This is a genomic window from Actinosynnema sp., from assembly GCF_052038725.1.
Window position 1 is genome coordinate 1 of the sequence record NZ_JBQGCX010000983.1, and the last position, 2,261, is coordinate 2,261.

1 pseudogene is annotated in these 2,261 nt (G+C 76.9%); it reads left to right on the top strand.

Annotated features, from left to right (window positions below):
- A pseudogene (locus ACTUAL_RS20850) lies at window positions 1–2,261 on the top strand (hypothetical protein); the annotation flags it as partial.

Below are 2,261 nucleotides of genomic sequence, written 5' to 3' on the forward strand. Positions count from 1 at the left end.
GACGGGACGGCCGACTCCGCTGCCGCGCACGCCGCCGCCCAGGCCGCGATCGCGGCCCGGATCGCCGCGCACTTCGTCGGTGAGGAGAACGGCGAGGCGTGGCAGGGGCCGGTTGAGCCTGCCGTGAGCGAGCCGGTTTCCGCGGGGGAGCCTGCCGCGGGGGAGCCTGTGGCCGGTGGTTGGTCGTCCGAGGGCGAGCAGGCCGCGGGCGGGCGGTCGTCGGCGGGGGAGCCGGTCGTCGGTGGGCAGTCGTCCGGGGTCGAGCAGTTCGCGGACTCCTGGCGGTCCGCCGTGCAGGCCGGGTGGCCCAAGGCCGCGCCCGACGAGCAGGGCGGGCTCGAGGACGAGGCGGGTGGGATCGAGGACCTCGACGACGACCTCGGGCTCCCCGACATCAGCCACCTCCCCGCGCCGGTGCTGAACCTGCCGTTCAGCTCGTCCGCTCCTGGGTCCGCGTTCGGCGGCGGCGGGGGTGTGGGGCGGGCTCGGGAGTCGCGGGGTGAGGTGGTGCCCGCTGCCGAGCAGACGGTGTTGATCCCCCCGATCCGGATCGAGCCCGACTCCCCGCAGGAGCGACCCGCTGCCTCGACCGGCACGTCCCCGGTCGACCCGGCGGACACCGCCTCCGGGAGCGCAGGCCCCGCGCGCCGGGCTTCCCGCGCCGGTTCCGCGCGGTCCGACTCGGCGCGGTCCGACTCGGCACAGTCCGACTCGGCACAGTCCGACTCGGCACAGTCCGACTCGGCGCGGTCCGACTCGACACAGTCCGGTTCCGCAGCGGGTGAAGGGGACTCCGCCGGGGAGCGGTCCGTGTCGGCGGCCGGGTTGATCGCCGCCTCCGGGGCCGTGCGCAGCGGGCGGCGCAGGGCCGCTCGGGAGGCGTCCGAGGACGGCGGGGACGGTGTGGCGCCCGAGGGGTCCGGGGTGCTGGAGAACTTGAAGGCCGCCGGGCTGCTCGGCGGGCGTCGGCGGGCCGGTGGGCGGAGGCGGGCCGCGGCTGACGACGGTGGTGACGACGGCGGTGACGACGGTCGAGCGCGAGCTGGGACGGAGGCTTCGGTGCCCCCTGCTGACGAGGTTCCCTGGCGGGTCGAGGTGCCCGCGCGCTTCCGCGAGGAAGCCGCTGACCAGGGGGCTGAACGATTCGCCGACAAGCACGACCGGGCCGTGGACATGTTCGACTCGCCGACCATGGTCCAGCCCGTCGTGGGCGTGGACGGGCTGCCGGTGGACGAACCGTCCGGGCTCGGTGTCGCGTTCGCCAAAGGACCGCTGATCCCGACGGCCCGCGTCCCCGAGGGGTACGGGCACGACCCCAAGCGGGACGAGTTCCCCGGCGACCCGCGACCCAGGTCCGCCAGCGATCCCAGGAAGCCGCTCGGCGCACCCGATCCCTTCCCCGTCAGCCGCACCACGGGGGAAGACCGGGGCGCGACCCCGGCTGAGCAGGGCTCGGGCGACCCGGCGACCGGTGGGCACGGCGTGCACGGCTCCGCGACCGGTGGGCACGGCGCGGGTGGCTCGGCCACCCGTGGACACAGCGCGGACGGCTCGGCCAGTGGACGTGGCGCGGACGGGTTCAGCGCGCACGGTTCTGCCACGGGCGGTTCTGCCACGGGCGGTTTTGGCGCGGACGGGTTCAGCTTGGCCGAGTGGGCGCTCGGCGGGGCCGGGGCCGGTGACGGCTCGGGTGACCGGGGGGCGGACAGCCGCACCTCGGTCGACTGGGGCGCCTCGGAGCAGGACGCCTCGGACCGGGGCGCCTCGGGCTGGGGTGCTGCGGATCGAGCTGCCCCGGATCGGGGCGCGGTCGGTCGGGACTGGCTGGCCGCCGGTTCGTCCGCTGAGCGCGGAGCCGGGAGCGACTACCTCGACGGGGTGGACGCTGGCGCCTCGGGTGGGGCCGCCGCGTTCTTCGGCGGGACGCACGCCGCCGCGAGCGAGGGGAGCGTCCAGTCCGGGAGCGCCGAGTCCGGGAGCGCGGGCAGCGTCTTCCGCGCGGAGGAGCGGTCGGGCAGGCACGGTGGCGGGGAGCGGGGCGGCACCGGTGACGGCGGGCTGCACACCCCCGGTGACCCCAGCGGCGGGCTGCCGCTGCAGGGGCGGGGTGGGCCTGAGGTCGAGCGGGGTGGTTCCGGGGTGGCCGGTGACCCCCACGGGCTCGGGGACTACTCGCTGAGCAGCGATTACGGGCTCGGGGACGAGAGCTGGTCGCGGCGGTGGGCCGACGCCGGTGGGACGGTGCCGCCGGTTCCCGCGCC